This window comes from Streptosporangium sp. 'caverna' (assembly GCF_003203775.1).
Classification (GTDB): Bacteria; Actinomycetota; Actinomycetes; order Streptosporangiales; family Streptosporangiaceae; genus Streptosporangium; species Streptosporangium subroseum.
Genome location: NZ_CP029711.1, coordinates 4,901,726 through 4,920,966 on the forward strand (window position 1 = coordinate 4,901,726; position 19,241 = coordinate 4,920,966).

22 protein-coding genes and 2 pseudogenes are annotated in these 19,241 nt (G+C 68.8%); 14 read left to right on the plus strand and 10 right to left on the minus strand.

Features of this window, described 5'->3' with window-relative positions; translation table 11 throughout:
* The first annotated feature begins 431 nt into the window (after positions 1–431).
* The gene (locus DKM19_RS21600; protein ID WP_110697833.1) at positions 432–647 is read left to right on the plus strand and encodes a hypothetical protein; all 216 of its coding nucleotides are present in this window, start codon (positions 432–434) and stop codon (positions 645–647) included.
* Between the two features lie 84 nt (positions 648–731).
* Here DKM19_RS21600 and DKM19_RS21605 read toward each other — a convergent pair whose 3' ends face one another.
* Positions 732–2,042, minus strand: coding sequence for an FAD-binding oxidoreductase (locus tag DKM19_RS21605; RefSeq protein ID WP_110697835.1), 1,311 nt, complete (start codon positions 2,040–2,042; stop codon positions 732–734).
* On the minus strand, positions 2,039–2,938 hold the full coding sequence (locus DKM19_RS21610; RefSeq protein WP_110697837.1) for an LLM class flavin-dependent oxidoreductase: 900 nt from the start codon (positions 2,936–2,938) through the stop codon (positions 2,039–2,041). The genes DKM19_RS21605 and DKM19_RS21610 overlap by 4 nt, the downstream gene beginning before the upstream one ends.
* Positions 2,939–3,003: 65 nt before the next feature.
* On the opposite strand from DKM19_RS21610, the gene DKM19_RS21615 reads away from it, so the two are divergent.
* Positions 3,004–3,357, plus strand: a complete 354-nt coding sequence (locus DKM19_RS21615; protein WP_204358918.1) for a helix-turn-helix domain-containing protein — start codon at positions 3,004–3,006, stop codon at positions 3,355–3,357.
* Positions 3,358–3,396: 39 nt separating this feature from the next.
* Here DKM19_RS21615 and DKM19_RS49600 read toward each other — a convergent pair whose 3' ends face one another.
* The 4 genes and pseudogenes from DKM19_RS49600 to DKM19_RS21625 form a co-directional block, all read right to left on the minus strand.
* Complete coding sequence (locus DKM19_RS49600; RefSeq protein ID WP_162641659.1) at positions 3,397–3,546, minus strand: hypothetical protein; 150 nt, start codon at positions 3,544–3,546, stop codon at positions 3,397–3,399.
* A gap of 247 nt (positions 3,547–3,793) precedes the next feature.
* Positions 3,794–4,063, minus strand: coding sequence for a Zn-ribbon domain-containing OB-fold protein (locus DKM19_RS21620; protein ID WP_369990593.1), 270 nt, complete (start codon positions 4,061–4,063; stop codon positions 3,794–3,796).
* A 9-nt stretch (positions 4,064–4,072) separates the two neighbouring features.
* Positions 4,073–4,153, minus strand: a pseudogene (locus tag DKM19_RS52985) (zinc ribbon domain-containing protein); the annotation flags it as partial.
* Positions 4,154–4,228: 75 nt separating this feature from the next.
* Positions 4,229–4,633 carry a hypothetical protein gene (locus DKM19_RS21625; protein WP_204358920.1) on the minus strand — a complete coding sequence of 135 codons (405 nt, stop codon included), beginning with the start codon at positions 4,631–4,633 and terminating at the stop codon, positions 4,229–4,231.
* A gap of 152 nt (positions 4,634–4,785) precedes the next feature.
* Between DKM19_RS21625 and DKM19_RS21630 the strand changes: the two genes are divergently transcribed.
* Together DKM19_RS21630 and DKM19_RS21635 are read left to right on the plus strand one after the other, a co-directional pair.
* Positions 4,786–6,018, plus strand: a complete 1,233-nt coding sequence (locus tag DKM19_RS21630; protein ID WP_110697839.1) for a cytochrome P450 — start codon at positions 4,786–4,788, stop codon at positions 6,016–6,018.
* Positions 5,997–6,476: a MarR family winged helix-turn-helix transcriptional regulator gene (locus tag DKM19_RS21635; RefSeq protein ID WP_110697841.1), complete on the plus strand. Its 480-nt coding sequence runs from the start codon at positions 5,997–5,999 to the stop codon at positions 6,474–6,476. Before DKM19_RS21630 ends, DKM19_RS21635 begins: the two co-directional genes overlap by 22 nt.
* A gap of 107 nt (positions 6,477–6,583) precedes the next feature.
* Here the strand turns inward: DKM19_RS21635 and DKM19_RS21640 are convergent, their stop codons facing one another.
* Entirely contained in the window at positions 6,584–7,288 is a 705-nt protein-coding gene (locus tag DKM19_RS21640; protein WP_110697843.1) for a TetR/AcrR family transcriptional regulator, read from the minus strand.
* A gap of 101 nt (positions 7,289–7,389) precedes the next feature.
* Between DKM19_RS21640 and DKM19_RS21645 the strand changes: the two genes are divergently transcribed.
* From DKM19_RS21645 to DKM19_RS21660, 5 genes and pseudogenes are all read left to right on the plus strand, one after another.
* Positions 7,390–8,334 carry an NADP-dependent oxidoreductase gene (locus DKM19_RS21645; RefSeq protein ID WP_110705874.1) on the plus strand — a complete coding sequence of 315 codons (945 nt, stop codon included), beginning with the start codon at positions 7,390–7,392 and terminating at the stop codon, positions 8,332–8,334.
* Between the two features lie 15 nt (positions 8,335–8,349).
* Positions 8,350–8,631, plus strand: a pseudogene (locus DKM19_RS52990) (SDR family NAD(P)-dependent oxidoreductase); the annotation flags it as partial.
* A gap of 92 nt (positions 8,632–8,723) precedes the next feature.
* The gene (locus tag DKM19_RS51850) at positions 8,724–9,002 is read left to right on the plus strand and encodes a hypothetical protein (protein WP_239514369.1); all 279 of its coding nucleotides are present in this window, start codon (positions 8,724–8,726) and stop codon (positions 9,000–9,002) included.
* Positions 9,003–9,059: 57 nt separating this feature from the next.
* Positions 9,060–9,425: a DoxX family protein gene (locus DKM19_RS21655; protein ID WP_239514370.1), complete on the plus strand. Its 366-nt coding sequence runs from the start codon at positions 9,060–9,062 to the stop codon at positions 9,423–9,425.
* 146 nt (positions 9,426–9,571) lie between these two features.
* Positions 9,572–10,609, plus strand: a complete 1,038-nt coding sequence (locus DKM19_RS21660) for an LLM class flavin-dependent oxidoreductase (RefSeq protein ID WP_110697847.1) — start codon at positions 9,572–9,574, stop codon at positions 10,607–10,609.
* A gap of 661 nt (positions 10,610–11,270) precedes the next feature.
* On the opposite strand, the gene DKM19_RS52555 is transcribed toward DKM19_RS21660, so the two are convergent.
* Positions 11,271–11,393 (minus strand): hypothetical protein, encoded by a 123-nt coding sequence (locus DKM19_RS52555; RefSeq protein ID WP_255415539.1) that lies wholly within the window; start codon positions 11,391–11,393, stop codon positions 11,271–11,273.
* A gap of 86 nt (positions 11,394–11,479) precedes the next feature.
* Between DKM19_RS52555 and DKM19_RS50770 the strand changes: the two genes are divergently transcribed.
* The 4 genes from DKM19_RS50770 (at position 11,480) to DKM19_RS21670 (ending at position 13,032) form a co-directional block, all read left to right on the plus strand.
* A complete protein-coding gene (locus DKM19_RS50770; protein ID WP_204358922.1) occupies positions 11,480–11,710 on the plus strand; it encodes a hypothetical protein in 231 nt (76 codons plus the stop codon).
* Between the two features lie 12 nt (positions 11,711–11,722).
* Positions 11,723–12,148, plus strand: a complete 426-nt coding sequence (locus tag DKM19_RS50775; RefSeq protein WP_369990597.1) for a zinc-binding dehydrogenase — start codon at positions 11,723–11,725, stop codon at positions 12,146–12,148.
* A 155-nt stretch (positions 12,149–12,303) separates the two neighbouring features.
* Entirely contained in the window at positions 12,304–12,462 is a 159-nt protein-coding gene (locus tag DKM19_RS49605; protein WP_162641660.1) for a hypothetical protein, read from the plus strand.
* A gap of 12 nt (positions 12,463–12,474) precedes the next feature.
* The gene (locus tag DKM19_RS21670) at positions 12,475–13,032 is read left to right on the plus strand and encodes a hypothetical protein (RefSeq protein WP_110697849.1); all 558 of its coding nucleotides are present in this window, start codon (positions 12,475–12,477) and stop codon (positions 13,030–13,032) included.
* Positions 13,033–13,338: 306 nt separating this feature from the next.
* Here DKM19_RS21670 and DKM19_RS21675 read toward each other — a convergent pair whose 3' ends face one another.
* A complete protein-coding gene (locus tag DKM19_RS21675; RefSeq protein WP_110697851.1) occupies positions 13,339–15,195 on the minus strand; it encodes a glycoside hydrolase family 127 protein in 1,857 nt (618 codons plus the stop codon).
* Positions 15,196–15,896: 701 nt separating this feature from the next.
* The gene (locus DKM19_RS21680; RefSeq protein ID WP_162641661.1) at positions 15,897–18,398 is read right to left on the minus strand and encodes a hypothetical protein; all 2,502 of its coding nucleotides are present in this window, start codon (positions 18,396–18,398) and stop codon (positions 15,897–15,899) included.
* 60 nt (positions 18,399–18,458) lie between these two features.
* Here DKM19_RS21680 and DKM19_RS21685 point away from each other — a divergent pair, with 60 nt between their 5' ends.
* The gene (locus DKM19_RS21685; protein WP_162641662.1) at positions 18,459–19,229 is read left to right on the plus strand and encodes an alpha/beta fold hydrolase; all 771 of its coding nucleotides are present in this window, start codon (positions 18,459–18,461) and stop codon (positions 19,227–19,229) included.
* The last annotated feature ends 12 nt before the right edge of the window (positions 19,230–19,241 follow it).

Consider the following 19,241-nt stretch of genomic DNA (forward strand, 5'->3'; position numbering starts at 1 on the left):
ATGTTGTGTGCACGCGGTCGAACTCGGTGGCCATCTCGGTGAGCTTCTCGGCCCGCACGGATGACCGCAGCTCGGCCAATGCGGCCCGCGTGGAAACCGGCGCCTGCCCGACGCGGGCGGTGAGCGCGAGCACACGGGGGTCGTTGCCGGTCCGCTTGTCGACGTCGCGCGTGAAGACCACCGCGGCGGCCGGAGCGCCGCCGAGCACCATCCCTGGCGAATGCCCCATTCCGGGATGAAAACGGGGTGGTTGCTCGCCGACGTTGTAGATGCTTGGTCTGCTTGAGGCCGTTTGTTAGTCGGACGCCGGGAGCCGCGCCATGGGCCCTTCACTGTGCTTTGAGCACGCGGATTAGATTCGCTTCGTCCTTGCGGCTCTCGCGGGCAACTCGTGCAGGGTGCTCGTAAGCGACGGCGGCGAGAGAAGCGGCATGCTGGAGGAAGCCAGGGACCATGAGGAGATCGTCGAGAGGGTCGCGGCACTGGATATCGGGAAATCCTTCCTGGTCTGCTGCGCGCGGGTGCCGGACGAGGACCGGCCGAGGCGGCGCCTGCAGGAGGTGCGGACGTATGCGACGATGACCGGCGCGCTGCTGGAGATGGCCGGGTTCGAGACCTGGCTGGTCAATGCCCATCAATGCCCATGATGTCAAGCATCCACCTGGACCGTGCCGCTCTCATCCGCGGCCACCTGGCCCGGGGTGCCTCACCGGGACCGCCCGGACAGCAGGTCATGCCCAGAAGGCTCCGAAGACGCCGTCGGGGTCGTAACGCCGCCATACCTCGGACACGCGCCTGCCGGTCGCGCCGGGATAGGCGCGCGCGAACGCCTGGCGGCCCGGACGGCTCTCGAATCCCACGTACGGGCCCTCGAAACGCAGGGCGAGACCGCGCCAGGCCGCGTCGAGTGCCTTGGCGCCCCCAGGCGGGAACATGTTGCCGATGAGGAGGGCCCCGTGGCGCCGGTGCGCGAAGGCGGTGGCGTCGGACGGCACGTCGCTCACCGCTCCGCCCATGGAACGCAGCTGGAACAGAGGGCGGTGCGGCCCCGCCGCGGCCCGCACGATCGCCGCCGCGTCCTCGTCGGTCATCGTGGGGAGGAACCCGCTGGTCGTGATGACGGGCTGCTGACCGACATTCGCGTGCAGGTGCGCCGTGGAGACCATGTCCGGATACGGGACGATCTGCACGCTCTGATCCAGCAAGTTGACACCGATGCCGAGCAGCGGTTCCACGGCCGCCCGTATGCGGCGGGAGCTTTCCGTAGCGACCACGGCGGCGATCGAGAAGGCGAGTGAGTTCCCGTACGGCATCAGCATGGTCGCGGTGGTGAGCTCCCGCGGAGCCGCAGCCATGAGGTCGGCCCACTGCCGCAGCGCGCGGCCGTCGCGGTCGACCTCCACGACGATCTGCGCGTACCCGACGTTGCGCAGCTCCATCGCCTCGATCTCGAACGCCACGAGGATGCCGACCCCGGCGCCGGCGCCCCGGACCGCCCAGAACAGGTCCGGCTCGTTGTGCTCGTCCGCCCGCACGACCCTCCCGTCCGCCAGCACCACCTCGACGGCGCGGATGTGGTCGATGGTCAGGCCGTACTGCCGCACCATCCAGCCGATGCCGCCGCCGGTGGCCAGGCCGCCGACACCGACGTTGCCGTGGTCGCCCGAGCTGATCGCCAGCCCGTACGGCGCGAGGGCCGCCGCGACCTGCGCCCAGCGGGCCCCGGCCTGGACGCGGACCATCTTGGTGCGCCGGTCGAGCACCTCGATGCCGTTCATGGCCGACAGGTCGATGACGAGACCGCCGTCGTTGGAGGCGCGTCCGGAAAGGCCGTGTCCCCCGCTCCGTACGGCAAGGGGCAGGCCCTGCTCACGGACGAAGCGGAGCGCGACGACCACCTCCTCGGTGGTCTCGGGCACCAGGACAGCCGCCGGCCGGGAGACCTTGGCGTACGTCGACTGGAGCATGCCGTACCGGCGATCCCCCGAAGTGACGATCTTGTCGCGCAGCTCGCGGGGAAGCGTGGAGAGGTCCGGTTTCAACGCCGTCCCCTGATCGCGCTCACGCGCTCGCGCACGGCGGGGACGACCTCGGCGGCGAACACGTCGAGCTGGGCCCGGGCCTGGGTCAGCGGCCAGAACACGAACGTGTCGAAGCCGAGCTCGACCGCCCACTCGGTGAGCGTGTCGCCCCACACCTTCGCCTCGCCGATCAGGCCCTGCCCGCCCCGGAAGGGGCCGATCGCACCGATGACGTTGTAGATCCGGCGGACCGACCGGGGATCGCGCCCGGCCTCCTGGGCCGCCTCGTCGATGATCTGCTGCCGGGCCGTCACCGTGTCCGGAGGCACGTAGATGTTGAGAGGGGAGATCCAGCCGTCGCTGTGCCGTCCGGTGACGGCGAGCATGCGGCGCCCCTGGCTGCCGAGCCAGATCGGGACCGGCGCCGAAGGGACCGGCCCGGCGAGGTATCCGTCGATCTTGTGCTGGTCGCTGCGGAAGCTCACCGTGCCGCCCGCCAGCGCCCGGTGCATGATCTGCAGGGCCTCCTCGGTGAAGGAGACCATCTCAGGGCCGTTCCTGCGCACACCGCCCATCGAGGCGATGCCGTCGGCGGTTGCGCCGCCGCCGACCCCGAGAACGAACCTGCCCTCGGTGAGCGTGCTGAGCGAGGCGGCGGCCTTGGCCAGGATGGTCGGCGGGCGCAGCTGCACGTCCGCGACGTCGGTGAAGAAGGAGATACGGTCGGTCACTGCGGACAGGTGGCTGACCAACGTCCAGGTATCGAGGTGACCCGGCTGGTAGGGGTGGTCCTGGACCGCCAGGTATTCCAGCCCGGCGTCGGCCGCGGCGCGGGCGAGCGATCTGGTCTCGGCGAGTTGATCGAGACCGGGATCGAGGCTCAACCCAAAGGTGATGGAGTGTCCGTAATCGGTCATGCGTCAATCTTCTGGCGGCCCTCCCCATCTTGGCAATTCGCCCATTAGCTACTAACTTTGGATAAGTGGCTAATCAAGTACTGCCGAGAGATCCGGACATCGACGAGGCCGGCTGTCGGACCTTCCCGGACGCGCTCGAACTGGTCGGCCGCCGGTGGACGGGGGCGATCCTGCTCGCCGCACTACGGGGCGCCCGCCGGTTCGGCGAATACCGGACGATGGTGGTCGGGATCTCCGACCGGCTGCTCTCCCAGCGGCTCAAAGAGCTCGAGGCGGACGGGTTCATCGACCGCGTGGTCATCCCGAGCACGCCGGTGCAGATCCTCTACACACTGTCGCCGGACGGCGAGGAACTGATGTCCGTCCTGCAGCCGCTGGTGGACTGGGGCGCCCGCCGCCAGGCGAAGAGCCGCAAGTAGCCCAGGTTCCGTCAGCGAGGCGTACGCAGGAAGGCCCCGTCAGCGACGCGGGGACGAGGCGACCTCCCGCGGCGTGCCCTCAGCCATGATCTCACCGTCGTCCCTGCCGCCCCCGGGACCGAGGCCGATCACCGCCCAGTCCGACGCGCGGATGACGTCCAGGTCATGCTCGATCGCGACGCATGCCATGGCAATTCCGGTCTGCAAACGACCGAATCAACAACGTAGTACGCGTCCCAGGGAGCAACGTGAACGCTCAGACGACTTGGGTTCGCCGCCATATGAGCGCGCTCAGAGACACGGCCCGATGGCGGCCTCATGGAAACGGGCATGGACAGCACCCAGAGGCGGACGCCGAAGCTGACCGACGCGAGTTACTGACGCGGACAGTGGCGCAGGTCCGGCTCGGCATCTCCTCCGAGGTCCGTGGGCTGCGCTATGTCCTGGCTACATGCCCGTTCTCGACGGGCCGGAAAATCGGCAGGAGCCAGCCGTCCCGCACCGGGGAGAAGACCACCTGAAGTTCCATGCCGATGCACACGTCGGCCGGGTCGACGTCGATGACGTTGCTGACCAGCCGCGCGCCGGGCGCGTCGGGCAGGTCGACCACGACCGGGACCAGGACGATGTCCGGCAGCCCGGGGAACCCACGGACGATCGAGTAGCTGAACACGGTGGCCCGGCCGGACAGCTCCACCCAGTTCACGTCGGTGGACTGGCAGTTCGGGCAGAACGGCGTGGGAGGCAACCGGAACACGCCGCAGGCGCCGCACTGCGGCGCGCTCAGCCGCTCCGCCTTGGCGGCCTGTCAGAAGGGCTCGGATCCCGAGCCGCACGTAGTCTCCGGGCAGGGCCTGTGCCTTCACCGCGTTCATGAGTCCCTCCCGAGAATGAGCCCGCTAACGGGCAGCGCCGCCGGCCCTCCGGTCACCAGCGCCAGTTCAGCGCCCTCGACCTGGTTGACTGCCGCGCCGCGCATCTGCTCGACGCCTTCACGCACGTGCGTCATGCCGATGATGTACGCCTCGGACAGCTGCCCGCCGTGCGTGTTGACCGGGATCGACCCGCCCTTGTATCGGATGGCGCCGCTCTCCACGAACGGGCCACCCTCGCCTTTGGCGCAGAACCCGTACTCCTCCAGTTGCATGATGACCATCGGCGAGAAGTGGTCGTAGATCAGGGCGACGTCGATGTCCGACGGGCCGACCCCGGCGCGGCGATACAGGTGCTTGGCCACTGAGGCGTGCCCCGCGGAGGCGAAGGTCTCGTCCGGCATCCCCAGTCACGACTACCACCGTGCGCACGGCACGGCGTCAAGACGAGCCCACACAGGCGATGCGAAGCCTCTACCTGACTCTTGGGTTTGCGGATTGTGGAATCGGAACATAGGTTGCAAGTATCAACTAATCTATTCGGAGGTAGGAGCCGATGGCAGAGCAATCCGCGGTGCCGTTGTACATGGCACGCCAGGGTCTGGACCCTGCCCCCGAGGCGGTGGCACTACGGGAGAGCGGCGGCCTGGCCAAGGTCCCGGTGACCCTCGGAAGCGGCGAGGCCTGGCTGGTGACCCAGTACGCCGACGTGCGACAGGTGCTGTCGGATCCTTCCCGGTTCAGCAACACCCTCATGGGCGGGGCGGCGGAGCGCGCCGCCGCGGCGGGCATCAGCCCGGAGACGCTCGCCCGGAGGCGTAAAGGGCAGTTGCTCGCGTTCGACCCGCCCGAGCACACCCACCTAAGGCGGATGCTGACGCCCGAGTTCACCATGCGGCGGATGCGGCGGCTCGACCCGCGCATCGCCGAGATCGTCGAGCAGCACCTGGACCTGCTGGAGCAGGCCGGGCCGGGCGCCGACCTGGTGGAGAACTTCGCGCTGCCCATCCCGTCCATGGTCATCTGCGAACTGCTGGGCGTGCCGTACGGCGACCGCTCCGAATTCCAAGACCGCACCTCGCGCATGACCGACACCTCCCTGCCCACCGAGGAACGCAGCAGGCTTAGCCAAGAAAGCCACGCGTACATGGCGAAGCTGGTCGCCCGCGCCCAAGCCGCACCCGGCGACGACATCCTCGGCATGCTGGTCACCCAGCACGGCGACGAACTCGACGCCGACGCCCTCACCAACATCGCCGGCCTGCTGCTCACCGCCGGTCACGAGACGACCGCGAACATGCTCGCCGTCGGCACACTCGCGCTGCTGACCCACCCCGAGGAAGAGGCCCGCCTGCGCGCGACCCTCTACAACCCCGCCCAGGTGGAACGCGCGATGGAGGAACTATTGCGCTTCCTCAGCGTCGCCCACTCCGGCATCCCGCGCACCGCGACCCAGGACGTCGAAATCGGCGGCCAGACCATCCGCGCGGGCGAACAGGTGCTGTTCGCACTGGCCCCGGCCAACCGCGACCCGCGCTTCATCGACGACCCCGACCGGCTCGACCTGGCCCGCGACCCCCGCCCGCACATCGCCTTCGGCCACGGCGCACACCACTGCCTCGGCGCCCCACTGGCCCGGGCGGAGATGCGGATCGCGTTCCCCGCCCTGCTGCGGCGCTTCCCCGATCTCGCCCTGGCCGTGCCCGCCGACGAGATCCGCTTCCGCCCCCACCACGTCGTCTACGGCGTTCAATCCCTGCCCGTCACATGGTCGCGGACCAGCCACTGAACCCCGGCCTGGGCGTGCAGGGGCCCGAGGAGGAGCTCTACTCGGCCGTACAGGACGAGGTGGCCGCCATCGCCCGCCGGTCCCGACGCGTGCACCGCGACCAGGCGCGCGCCCTGCACCCAGACCTCGACCCCACGGCGCTGCCGGTCCTTCTGGTACTGGCCCGCCAAGAGCCGCTGCGCATGTCCGAGCTGGCCGAGGCGCTGTGGCTGGACAAGTCGACCGCCACCCGGCAGATCGACGCGGTAGCGCGGCTCGGCCTGGTCGAACGACTGCCCGACCCAGCCGACGCCCGCGCCCGGCTGGTACGCCTCACCGGCGAGGGCAGGAGCCGGGTGACGGCGGTCCTCGCCGAGCAGCGACAGATGTGGACGACCGCGCTGAGCGGGTGGAGCGCCTCCGACCTGCGCGAACTGACGCGGCTACTACGGCAGCTGCGCGAGAGCAACATCGTCTGACAGCACCGAACCCGACTCGACATCTCCGCGGCGTGCCTACCTCAGCGTGAAGGCCCGGGTGGTCAATCGCCACAACGGTTGCCGGTACAACGTCGGCCGCGCGATCATTAGGCGTCGGCACGGCCAGCTCGCCCGAGGTGGAGCATGGCGCGATACAAGGCGGTCGGCGTGGGTGCGGCCGGCAGGCCCGCGGGTTCGTGGACGGCGAAGGCTTGGAGCATGTACCCGACCAGGCGCCGCCAGGCGTCCGGGGCGGCCTGACCGGTGGCGGAGACGACGCCCGCATTGGCCATGAGCAGGATCACCACGTCCTGGGACGTGAAATCGGGACGCAGGCGTCCAGCCGCCTTGGCCCGGTCGACCAGCTGCATCAAGGCGTCATAGGCGCGGGCGCGCTTGGCCTCCAGGGCCTTGGCGGTGGGAAAGGTCATGGTGAGCAGGTCGGCGACACCGCGGTCGGCGGCCTGCATCGCGCAGATGGCTTCGATGTAGCCGGTGAAGCCATCCCAGGGGTCGGGATCGGCCAGGGCCGTGGTGACGGCAGCCAGATAGGCGTCCATACGGTCGGCGAAGACGGCGTCGATGAGGTCCTCGCGGGTGGGAAAACGGCGAAACAGGGTGGCGATGCCGACCCCGGCACGGCGGGCGACCTCGGCCATGGAGACCTCCAGACCGGCCTCGGCGTAGGCCTGGCGGGCCGCGGCGAGGATGCGCTCGCGGTTGCGCTCGGCGTCCTTGCGCAGCGGCGGGACAGTCTCGCCGCTCCGTCCAGAGGCGGTGCCGTTCGGGTGGAGGTGATCGGCGGAGGTCATCTCCTCATCGTAACCCTTAAGTGGAACGCCCTATCCGATTGTGGTGTTAGAGTCGGTGACGAAAACGGATAAACCTTTCCACTTCCATGAAGGAGAACGCCATGCGTGCTGTGACCTTGTCGTCCGTCCCGGCGACCCCGCAGCTGACCGAACTGGACACCCCGGCCCCGCAGGCCGGGGAGGTACTGGTGAAGGTATCCGCGTCCTCGATCAACGGATTCGACGCCGCCACCGCGGCCGGCTACCTGCAGGGCATGATGGAGCACCGCTACCCGCTGGTGATCGGCAAGGACTTCGCCGGCACCGTCGCCGCCCTCGGCGAGGGCGTCACCGGCTACGCCGTCGGCGACCAGGTATTCGGGGTGGTGACGAAGCCGTTCCTGGGCACCGGTTCGCTCGGCGAGTACGTGAGCGTCCCCACCGCCGTCGGTCTCGCCCCCATCCCTGAAGGGCTGCCGGTCGCCGAGGCGGGCGCCCTGGGCCTGGCGGGCACCGCCGCGCTCACCGCGATCGAGGCCGTGAACCCCGGCGAGGGCGAGACCGTACTGGTGGCGGGGGCGAGCGGCGGGGTCGGCGCGATCGCGATCCAGTACGCCACCGCCCGCGGCGCCCGCGTCATCGCCACCGCGCGTCCCGGCGCCGAGGCCGACCTGATCACCGAACTGACCGGCGGCAAAGCCGAGATCGTCGACTACAGCGGCGACCTGGCCGCCCAGGTCCGCGCCCTGGCCCCGAACGGCGTGGCCGCGGCCCTGCACCTGGCCGGCGACGGACAGCAAATCGCCGGCTTGGTCGCCGACGGCGGGCGCCTGGCCTCCACGCTCGGTCTGACCTCCGAGGCACTGCCCGGCCGTGACCTGACCGTGGTGGCGGTGATGGCCAACCCCGACGAGGCAACCCTGACACGGCTGGCCGCCGACGCCGTCTCCGGCGCAGTCCGCGTCCCGATCACCACCACCTACCCGATCGAGCAGACGCCTCAGGCCTTCGCCGACTTCGGCGCGGGAGCCCTCGGCAAGCTCGCCATCACCATCACCATCGGCTGAGGAGATTCACCGATCATGCCTGTGATCACCATCGTCGGCGCAGGACCAGGCCTGGGGCTGTCCATCGCCAAGGAGTTCGGTGGCCGCGGCTTCGAGGTCGCACTCGTCGCCCGTGACGCCGCCAAGCTCGCCACGCTCGTCACCCACCTAAAGGAACACGGGGTGAGCGCTGCGGCGTTCACCGCCGACGTCACCGACCAGCCCTCGCTGGCAGCCGCGTTCGACCAGGTCAAGCAACGCTTCGGCCACGTGGACGTACTGGAGTACTCCTCCGCCACCCGCGAGGTGGAGATGGCCGGGCCGCTGGAGACCACCCCGCCAATCTCCAGCCGCAGATCGAGTACTACCTGTACGGGGCGATCACCGCCGCCGCCCAGGTTCTACCCGCGATGCGTGAAGCGGGCGCCGGCACGCTGCTGTTCGCCACCGGCGGCGGCTCGATCACTCCACACCCGGCCATGGGCAACATCAACGCCGCCGCCGCGCTGCGCAACTGGGTGCTCAACCTCCACCAGGTCCTCGACGGCACCGGCGTCTACGCAGCACACGTGGCCATCAGCGCCTGGATCGGCTCCGGCCCGCCCGAGGCCGAGCCCGACGCCATCGCCACCACCTACTGGGACCTATACCGCAACCGCGACCGCGCCGAGATCAACTACGTCGCCTGACCCAGGCGACCACATCCCCCAACCCGTAAACAAAAAGAAAGACCCCAGACAATCAACGTGTTCCTATGGATCCTGCAGGCGGTCTTGGCCGCCATGTTCGCCATGGCCGGGATAATGAAGTCCACCCAGTCCAAGGACAAGCTCGAACCCAAGCTGCCGTGGACGGCCGACTTCTCGGCAGGAACCGTCCGCTTCATCGGGATCGTTGAGCTGGCGGGCGCGCTCGGGCTCATCCTGCCCGCCGCCACCGAAATCGGCCCGATCCTCACCCCCCTGGCCGCAACCGGCCTGGCCCTGGTCATGGTGGGGGCCGCGCTCACCCACGTCCGCCGCAAGGAGCCGTCAGCGATCGCGTTCAACACCGCGCTGTTCGTCGCGGCCGCCATCGTCGCCTGGGGCCGTTTCGGCCCGTACGCCCTGTAGCCCGCCGGGTTCGGCGCGACCAGGCGCCGAGCTGCGGACAAGAGCGCGGGCTCACCGTCGGCGGATGATCGCGGCCTCCCGCGTCCACCGGACCCGCTACGTGCGCACCATGCCCGCCATCAGCAACTGACCCAAGGAGAACCTCCGTGGAACTGGGCATCCTGTCGCTCAGCGACCTGCAGACCGACCCGGACACCGGCCGGCCGCACGATGCGGCCCGCCGTATCAGGCAGATCGTCTCCTACGGCATCGCCGCCGACCAAGCCGGTCTGGACGTCTTCGCCCTGGGCGAGCACCACAGCCTCGACTTCGCCGTCTCCTCCCCGGCTGTCGTACTGGCCGCCGTCGCCCAGGCAACCGAGCGCATCAGGCTGACCAGCGCCGTATCGGTGCTGTCAGTGCTCGATCCGGTCCGCCTGCACCAGGATTTCGCCACCCTCGACCTGATCAGCGACGGCCGCGCCGAGATCATCGCCGGCCGCAGCGCCTTCACCGAAGCCTTTGACCTGTTCGGCGTCGACCTGGCCGACTACGACGCCGTCTTCACCGACAAGCTCGACCTCCTGCTGGCCCTGCGCGAAAGCGAGCGCGTCACCTGGAACGGGCGCTTCCGTCCCGCCCTCAACGACGCACAGGTCCCCCCGAGGCCGGTGCAGCAACGACTGCCGCTGTGGCTGGGTGTGGGCGGCACCCCTGCCAGCGCCGAACGCGCCGGACGCCTCGGCCTGCCCATGGTGCTCGGCCTGATCGGCGGTGACATCCGTCGTGCCGCCGCCCTGGTCGAGCACTACCGCGCCACCGGACTTGCCGCAGGCCACCCCCGCGATACCCTCCAGCTCGGTGTGACCAGCCACTTCTTCGCCGCCGTAACCTCCCAGGGCGCCCGCGACACCCTCTATCCGTACTACCACGAGTACCTGCGCCCCAAAACCCCAGGTGGGCGCGGCTGGCTGGTCGGCCCCACCGAGCTCGAAGCCGCGGCAGGCCCGTTCGGCGCGCTGATGACCGGCAGCCCACAGCAGATCATCGACAAACTCCTCACCGAACGCGAACTGCTGGGCGCCGACCGCTTCATCGGCCAGATCGACCTAGGCGGCCTACCCCCGCATCTGGTCGAACGCTCCATCGAACTGCTGGCCACCGAGATCGCCCCGGTCATCCGCAAAGAGACCGCCGCAGCCTAAGACGACCAGCACCACGCCTGGCGCGCTCGGCGCACCTTCCGTCGCTTTGGGATCCTTCTCACCGAGGAATGGCGGGGAACGCCATTCCTCAAGACCCTCACCCCGAACGATTCCACCGGGCTGCCTGTTTGTGGTCGGTGAGTCTTTAGTCCATTGTGTAAATGATCTTGAAATCAATCGGATGCCTTTACAATGTAGATCAATAAATTGACCTTGTTCGGCCGCATCCAGATGGGCCCCATGACGCCCTTCCGCTCCGCAGCAAGAGCGCGGGGATCGTAGGCGATGCCGGCTCGGCCACGTGGATCCTCGCCGAAGGCTCCACCATCGCCAGACCAGCTCCACTCCTCTACCCCGGTCGTTGGCTGTACCTGCGGGAGGACAAGCATGGTGGCGGTCTGGCATCCTCCTTCAGTGCCCGCAAAAACAGCACCGTGAATGCGCTCCCCCAGCCGACCGGCATCTCACCGCCACCAACGGCTCTATCTTCGTCCTCTCGGGCCGACCCGCCTCTTGTCCTCGGCCACCACAACACCCCATCTCACCGGCCTTCAGGCGTTCGGCGTGGCGGTCGCGCCTCAGGTGATCAGGTCGAATCGGTTGTCAGGCATGGGGCTCCTTTTCGGCCTAGCCCCCAGCGGTGGGGCCAGACCGAAAAGGGTCAGCGGGGGATGAGGTCGAACATGACGGGCAGGATTCGCCGGCCGTCGGGGCTGGACCAGTTGTCGGCGAGCTCGGCCAGCACCTGGTTGGTGAAGGTGATGTCGGCTCCGGCGCGTTCCATGCGGCGCAGGGCGATGACGTCGGCGTCCTTGGTGATGGACGCGCCGGCGTCGGCGCGTCGACGAACTCGGTGACGGCGTCCGCGGTGTGAGCGTGGGCGATGCGGTGCTGGGCTTCGCCGACACCGGCTCCTACGCCGAGTACGCCCTGACCAGCACGTTCGCCGCCAAGCCCGATGCCCTGTCCTGGGAGCAGGCGGTCACCCTGCCCGTGGCCGTCGACACCGCCGACCGGGTGCTGCGCATGCTCGCGCTCACTGACGGCGAGACCCTGCTCGTGCATGGCGCTGCGGGCGGGGTCGGCACCCTCGCCGTGTAACTGGCCGCTTCCCTGGGTGCGCACGTCGTGGCCACGGCCGGCCCCGGCAATCAGGAGTATCTGGCCTCGCACGGCGCGATCCCGACCGTCTACGGCCCAGGCCTGGTCGAGCGGGTGCGGACCCTCACGCCCGATGGTGTGGACGCGGTCTTCGACGTCGCGGGCAAGAGCGCGCTTGCTGACTCGATCGAATTGCGCGGCGACACCGAGCGCATTGTCACGATCGCCGACTTCACCGCCCAGCAGTACGGCGTCGTCTTCGCGGCCGGCCCGCAGGAGTGTTCCGCCGGAAGGCTGTCGGAAGTGGCCGAACTGGCCGTCCAGGGCAAGCTCATCACCACGGTCGCCGCCACATACCCGCTGGCCGACGCCGCCACAGCCCAGCAGATCAGCGACGGCGGACATGTGCGCGGCAAGCTCGTCCTGACCGTTGCCTGAGCGATCGCGAAGGGGGCATCCTTGCACCCCGGCGAAGCCCCGACCACCTGCACGGCCGTCGCAGACCACCGCGCGGAACCAGCGTGATCAGGAAATGACCTGGCCTGGCCGCAGGAGCATGCGGGAGCGGCGGCCGTAGATGAACGGAGAATCGAATGACCTCCGTGTTCGTCCATGGAGTGCCGGAGACCGCGAAGGTGTGGGACCGCCTGCGCAGCCATCTGCCGGGTGAGTCGATCGCCTTGAAGTTGCCCGGTTTCGGCGCGCCGCGGCCCGATGGATTCGACTGCAGTACCGAGGAGTACGCCCAGTAGCTCGCCGAGGAGTTGCGCGCCCTTGCCGAGCCCGTCCACCTCGTCGGGCACGACTGGGGCGCGGCCCTGGTGCTGCGGGTGGTGACCGGATACGACGTGCCGGTGCTCAGCTGGGCCGCAGACACCGTGAACGGCTTCCACCCCCGCTATGCCTTCCACGACCTGGCCAGGCTCTGGCAGACGCCGGGCGCAGGGGAGGAGTGGATGGATGCCATGCTCGCCGCGCCCCTCGCTGCTCCAGACGGCCTGGCCGCCACCCTCACCTCACTGCGGGTCCCCATCGAGGACGCGCGGGCGATGGAAGCCCATTTCGAATATGAGATGAGCCGCGCGATCCTGGCCACCTACCGATCTGCGATGCCGAACCACCGCGCGCTGTGGCAGGCCGTAGACGCCGTTGGACGTGGACGCGGCGTGCACCTGCCGGATCACATCGGCCGACCAGGCGTGCCGGAGCACCCGGACCGAGGGTGGCCGGTTGCACCAGGCGTAGAAGCCCGACTCCAAGACGCCCAGGATGCGGCAGCAGACTCCGGGGGAGCCCTTCAGGCCATCACCGCGATGGCCTGAAGGCGCCTTTTGGGGGCACCGCCTCTCTCAACAGCTCGGCGGCGCGTTTGGTCACGGCCAGCCAGCATGACGAGCATGGCAGTCGCGGTCCGCGCCCGATCGTGGCCGGCACCGTGGTTCGGCTCACCGTCACCGCGCTACCCGTTCGTAGCCGCAGGCCCGCCACTTTGTGGTTGTGGTGGCGTTCCGAAGACGCGACCAGGCGGTCACCCCATAAACCATGACAGGAGAAACCCATGAATCACTCCCGTGGACGCAACGCCCGAGAAGTCGTCAGCATGGGACACTTCGGGGAGCATTTCTTCGTCAGGTCTGTGGGATCCAGACGCGCATGGCCCCTACTTCACGGTTCGCCCAAGCGTAATACGGCACTGCGGTCAGACGAATCCGACTGTCATCACTGCGTCGGCAGCCATCTGCGGTAACCAGCGTAACGCCACCGAAGAGATCGGCTTGATGAGCTTCCGCCAGATTGCCCGATGGCAGCACGACATCGTCCAGGCGCAGGCCCGGCATTTGATCGACGGTCTCCACACAATAGACGATCGGGCCTCGTTCGATCGCCACGCAGCCGCGTACCGCATCCATTTTGGGATCAGGACGAGTAAGGCGGACAGGCAGCTCGAGATCCAGGGTGAGCGTGTCCCCGGGCGCCCAACGGCGGGCGATCCGCACCCAGCCTGCCTCCGACCGGGCGTCGGCACCGGTCAGGGTGAAGGCGGTACACCAAGATGGGATGCGCAGCGACAAGGTCCAGTTCGGGTCGACGGAGGCCTCTTCGATGGTGATGGTGACGCGGCCGTCCCATGGATAGTCGGTGGTCACTCGAGCGGTTCCGCCCGCAGCGGCGTACACGCCGCTCGCATACTGGTGGAGTTGCAGACCGTGCGCGTCACTGCTGGCCAGATAGTGCGGAAGGGACGCCAGCAGTCGCATGACGTTGGGCGGGCAGCATGCGCAGCGGAACCATTGGGTACGGCGAGCCGTCTGGTCGCCGGGCCGGGGATCGTAGTCCTCGCGCACTTGTAGCGGGTTGACATAGAGCCAGCGGTCACCGTCGAGGCTGACTCCGGAGAGAAAACCGTTGTACAGGGTGCGCTCTACGAGATCGGAATACTTGGCCTCCCCTGTCAGCAGGGCCATCCGCCACGACCACTGCACCAAGGCGATCGCCGCACACGTCTCCGCATACGCCCGGTCCGGCGGAAGCTCGTAGGGGTCACCGAATGCCTCTCCCTCGTAGCGAGATCCCAGCCCGCCGGTGATGTAGGTCTTGCTCTCCACCATGGCGTCCCACATCCGCTCCAGCGCCGCCCGAAGCTCGAGATCGCCGGTCTCCATCGCCAGGTCCGTCGCTCCGGCCAGCAGGTACAGCTGCCGTACCGCGTGTCCGGCCACCGTGGTCGCCTCTCGTACCGGCACATGATCCTGCCAGTATGCCGCCCCGGGATCGCGGTCATGGCCGCGGTCGATTCCGGCGTGCAGGCTGCCGTGGCCGCGCCGGTCCACGAAGTAGCGGGCGAGTTCCAGCCACCGCCGCTCCCCTGTTTCGCGGTACAGCTCCACCAGCGCCGTCTCGATCTCCGGATGTCCGCAGACGCCGTCGACCTGCTTGCCTGGGCCGAAGGTCGACTCGATATGGGTTGCGAAGCGCACCGCCACGTCCAGCAGCGTGCGCCGACCCGTTGCGCGGTGATGTGCCACGGCCGCCTGGATGAGATGACCGGCACAGTACAGCTCGTGCCCCCAGCCCAGTTGGCGCCAGCGCAGCTCCGGATGGGCGACCTGGTAGTAGGTCTGCAAGTATCCGTCGTCGGCCTGAGCGGCGGCAAGCAACTCGATCAGCTTTTCGGCCGCGGCGTTCAGCTCAGACTCGCCGGGATGCTCGGCGAGCTGCCAGGACGCCGCCTCAAGCCATTTGTACACATCCGAGTCCTGGAACTGGAAGTCGCCGGCGAAGTCGCCTTTCCCGTCGGCCGCGGCTCGCAGGTTCGCGAGGTTTCCCGCGGCTTCGAGAAGTGCGGGGCCCTGCGGAATGCTCACCTGCGCGTTCGTGCGCCGGCGGACTGCCCAGAACCCACCGGTGATACGTGCGGAGGAAACCGGTCGCAGCGCGCTGTACGCGGAGCCGGTGAGGCGGATCGGTCCTGGAGGTATCGACATCTGGGCATCAACCTTTCGCTCTGGTCGAGTTAGTCGCTTCGAGGCCGAGATCGCACGATGAGCAGTGCACAGCACCGCCGGAGGTGATGGGCCGTGCGGGTGATCCGGAAGCTAGGCCGCCGTCACCGCCGAGGCTCCGGCCAGGCAGGAGCGGTTGCCGGCGGATTGTTCCGGTGCCGGACGACCAAGGACTCGCTCCATAGGCGGTGAAGTCGCCGAGCTTGCATCTCGCCCGAAACGGTCATTCTTCAGAGATAATAGACAACGTTTACTGCTCCGATCATACAGGTCAAAGGTATCCTATGCTATCTAATCTAGTCATTCCTTAGAAATCGGTTTCTATTCCTTGTTTCTGTGGTGAAAGACAAAACGACCTGCGAGGTCAACTCAGGAATGTCGCCGATTATCAGGTCCTGATAAGCAGATCACCGCCGACGGCCGGCCACTCCGGCGTCTGCGTCGCCGGCTGCACCCGAAGACCCGTGCGGGCGTGTACTCGGCCGGGTGGCAGCCGGTCACGGCGAGCGATGCGCAGCTGCCGCAGTTTTCAGCCCTCCACGAACGACGACTCCCGATACACCGTGGGGACCATACGTGGCGGCGCCCCGGTGTCCTGGTCGGGTTGGCCGCCGCCATGAGCGGCGCGAGCCTGATCAAGGTGTTCTTCGGACCGCCGATTTGTACCGGCGCAAACCAGATCTTCATCGGGGCTCGACCCGCGACGGGGCGGAGAAGCGCTTGAGATGCCAGCTCGCCTCGTGCGTGCCGAGGTGAGGCAGCGCCTCGTCGATGAAATTCCGCTCGCCTTTGACCTGTGCGGGGCTGATCGCGGGAGCATCACCGAGGACGTAGTGATGCGGACCGTACACGTTGTACGAGCTGGGGACGAGGTCGAGGCGGAGGGCGTACGAGCCGGGGGTCAGTTCGGCCGGGACCGCAAGGTTCTGGCCCCGGACGGCCGGCCAGTGCCATCCATGGTCGGCGCCGGCGATTCGCACGTGAACGGCGTCGGCGTGGAAAGGGCTCAGAGCGAGAATCTTGGTGTGCCCGGTCACCTGGATCTCGGTGTGGAGGGTGATGGGCTCGCGGGTGAACGGGTAGCCGCCCGCGACGAGATCGACTTCTTGCCACGTGGACCCGGCTTCTGCGGAAACGGGCGGGACGTCTGTGATGATGAACGGGCCGTCGGTGAGGACTTCGGTCGCGTCCGGCGCGCCCCTGTAGCCAGTATCGCTGCGCACCAGCATGCTACCGCGCACCCAGGCGAAGGGGCGTTCGATCCGCGTCTCAGGCACGAACCTCACCACCGCCTCCCGCCCTCCCGCACCGAGCCTGAGCCGCGCGACCGCTCCTTCTGCCCCGCGCAGGATCGGCGCGTCCGCCTCCTTTGCCCCGCATGTGATCGGCGTCCGCGCCGTCCAGCGGGTGACGGTGCCGCCGATCGACAGCGCCCGTAGCGGGTCGGCGAAGACGAGCAAAAGGTCGGCGGGCGCGGCAAGATCGGACCGTATGACCGCGCGGAAGGCACCTCCGCCCACCGGTTCGGGTTCGAGCACGAGGTCGTTCGCACGGGGCGGGCTGATCCTCCATGGCACAAGAGGGCCGGCCGCGTCCGGCTCGGGATGAATGGCCTTCTCCCCCAGTGATCCCGCGATGTTATGCGCGCCTCCCGACTCGGCGAAGGACTGAGCGGAGGCGAGGAACGGGGTGATGGCCTCGCGGGTGGCCGGGGCGATGGCCGCGGACGGGGAAAGCACGACCGATGCGTAGTGCGCCTGCGCCACCCGGAGTGTGCCGTCCTCGACGCGTCCGAACTCCTCCAGCGTGCGCTCGTCGACCGCGTCGTAGGTGACGCCCGCCGCGTGCAGCCGTTCGATCAGGGACAGGAAGGCGCGGTTGATCCGGCCGGCCGGGGTGTCGGGATAGGTGGTGGCGTTGTGCACGTTCGTCCGGGGCAGCTCCCACGGCCGGTAAGCGGCCATGATGGCCCGGTGAGGCGAAACCACGAGCGTGTCCGCGACCGGACGCCCCGATAGCGCTTTGCGTACTCGGTCGAGCACGGTCCCGTAGGAGTCCGCCCATGTCATGTGCAGTGGGTGCGACGGCGGCCAATCGTGCAGGGCCGCGCTGTCGAGCCGGAGTTGGCTCAGGTGCAGCACGAAGTCCGTCACTCCATGACCGCCCAGCCACAGCAGATATCGCTCCAGGTCGGCCGGCGAGGCGCCCCATCCTGCCCCGCCGAACGCCTCCGCCATCGTCCGGCCCGTGGAGAACTGCCGCGCCGCCGAGGACGCCTGCCGCGGGTAGTAGTCGTTGCCCGTGTCCCGCTCCAGCGCGTCGATGCCCGGCATCGTCATGGCCTGGAACGCCCGTTCGGACGACCCCGTGGTCGGCACCTGGAAGTAGGGGTGCTCCTCCCCCTTGAGATGGGCAGTGAAGATCTTGCCGCGTGCGGCGCACCACTCATCGAGCGGTCGAATGAAACGCTCGGCGAACAGGTCGGAGAGCAGTTCCCAGAAGTGCCACCGGGCGCGACCGGCTTCCGGTAGGTCGAAGAAGATCGGCGCCGGGTCGAAGGGCACGCCATGGCGGGCGAGGTGATCGGCCGGCAGCGACGGCGTCCACGGGATGGCCCCGCCCTCGGGCAGCAGGTCATAAGCATGCGCGATCCCGAACTCGGGCTCGTCGTCGAAGAACGCCTCCACATACGCAAACGCCTCCGGCGCCAGCCCTTCCTCGTAGCAGCGGTACGCCAGGTCGAGGAACCTTGCCCCCAGCGTGGGGCTCAGGTAGTCCACGCCGGGCCCGGCGCGCTCCTCCAGGTGCCACAACCTTCCGCTTTCGTCCCGGATCGCCCACGCGCCGGGGTCGGACGTCTCGGGGACGAGGGCGAGCCAGCGCTGGATCTCCTCGGGATGGTCGGCGAGCATCCGGCCACCGGCCGTGCCGCTCGGCCAGCCGTCCTCGTCGTAGATCCAGAACGCCAGCCCCAGCTCCTTGGCCCGCAGGATCACGCGTGAGACGACGTCGAAGTACGGGCCGCTCAGATAGGCGGGTGGTCCAGGGTAGTGGCGCGGGTGGAAGACGACGCCGTCGAGCCCATGCGCTGCGAAGGCCTGGAGCTGCGCGAACAGCTCCTCCTCGGCGAGCGGGGCGTTGATGGACCACAACGTGAGGAAGCGGGCCGGATGTTGTGCGTTCATGATCCTCACTTAGCATCGGCATCGATAGTCAACGGTTTCCATGGGCATCGGGAGGGATCGATGGCGGTCACGGAGCTGCCGGGCGTCGAGCTGCACTACACGGACGAAGGCCCGCGGGATGCCCCCGCGCTCCTGCTGGTCCACGGCTGGGGCGGCGAGGCGCGGGCATGGGCCCCGGTGACCGCCGTGCTGCCCCCGCGTTTTCGCGTCATCGGCCCTGACCTGCGCGGCCACGGCCGCTCCTCGGCCCCTCCGTCGGGATACCGGCCCGCCGAACTCGCCGGCGACCTGGTGGCACTCATGGACCGGCTCGGCGTCGACAAGGCCGTGCCGGTCGGCCACTCGATGGGCGCGCAGGTCGCCACCGCCCTTGCCGTGCAGCACCCCGCCCGGGTACGGGCGCTGGCGGTGATCGATCCCGCCTACGGCGCGGACCCCGACGAGGAGCGACTCTTCGCCGACCGGCTGGCGGCGCTGCGGGCCGGGGGCGCGGCGGCGGCCGTGCGCCAACTCGGCGCCCTGCCCTCCGCCGTGCGCGCCCAACTGCTCGCCACTCCCGGCCACGTGCTGGCCAAGTGCTACGAAGGCATGTACGTCACCGCCGACGCGTTCGGCACCCGCCGGACTGCCGAGAAGTTCCTGGCGAGGCGGGTCTGCCCGGCATTGTCCCTGCATTCGCTGCCCGAGCCCGCCGCCTGGGAGTCGGCCGTCCCCGCGCCACCCGGCACCAGGGTCGTCACCTGGCCCGGCACCGGCCACTTCCTGCACCTTGAGCGCCCGGCGGCCTTCGCCGCGCTCCTCACACAATGGCTCATGGAATCTCTTTCATGACGGCGCCGGGAC